This is a genomic window from Terrimonas alba (assembly GCF_042434975.1).
GTDB classification, from domain to species: domain Bacteria; phylum Bacteroidota; class Bacteroidia; order Chitinophagales; family Chitinophagaceae; genus Terrimonas_B; species Terrimonas_B alba.
Genome location: NZ_JBHMQM010000060.1, coordinates 1 through 500, shown reverse-complemented (window position 1 = coordinate 500; position 500 = coordinate 1). Strand labels below are relative to the sequence as shown.

General features: G+C 49.0%; 1 protein-coding gene. It reads left to right on the top strand.

Features of this window, described 5'->3' with window-relative positions; genetic code table 11:
* Positions 1 to 500: hypothetical protein (locus ACFEL9_RS26185; protein ID WP_385896390.1), on the top strand; the 500-nt coding region annotated here is incomplete at both ends.

The window sequence follows — 500 nt, the reverse complement described above, 5'->3', positions numbered from 1 at the left end:
TTCACGGCTGCTGCCTGCTTAAGCTATACACTGCCATGGGGTGATGTAGTGACGACCAGTGATGATTATACCCATACATATACAACTGTCAATGGTTGCGATTCCGTTGTCACGGCGCATATCACTATCAATACCGCTGCTGCATCCGAGTTCACGGCTGCTGCCTGCTTAAGCTATACACTGCCATGGGGTGATGTAGTGACGACCAGTGATGATTATACCCATACCTATCAAACTATTAATGGTTGCGATTCCGTTGTCACGGCGCATATCACCATCAACAGTGCTGCTGCATCCGAGTTCACGGCTGCTGCCTGCTTAAGCTATATACTGCCATGGGGTGATGTGGTAAACACCAGTGATGATTATACCCATACTTATACCACGGTCAATGGTTGCGATTCGGTTGTCACGGCGCATATCACTATCAATACCGCTGCTGCATCCGAGTTCACGGCTGCTGCCTGCTTAAGCTATACACTGCCATGGGGTGATGTAGT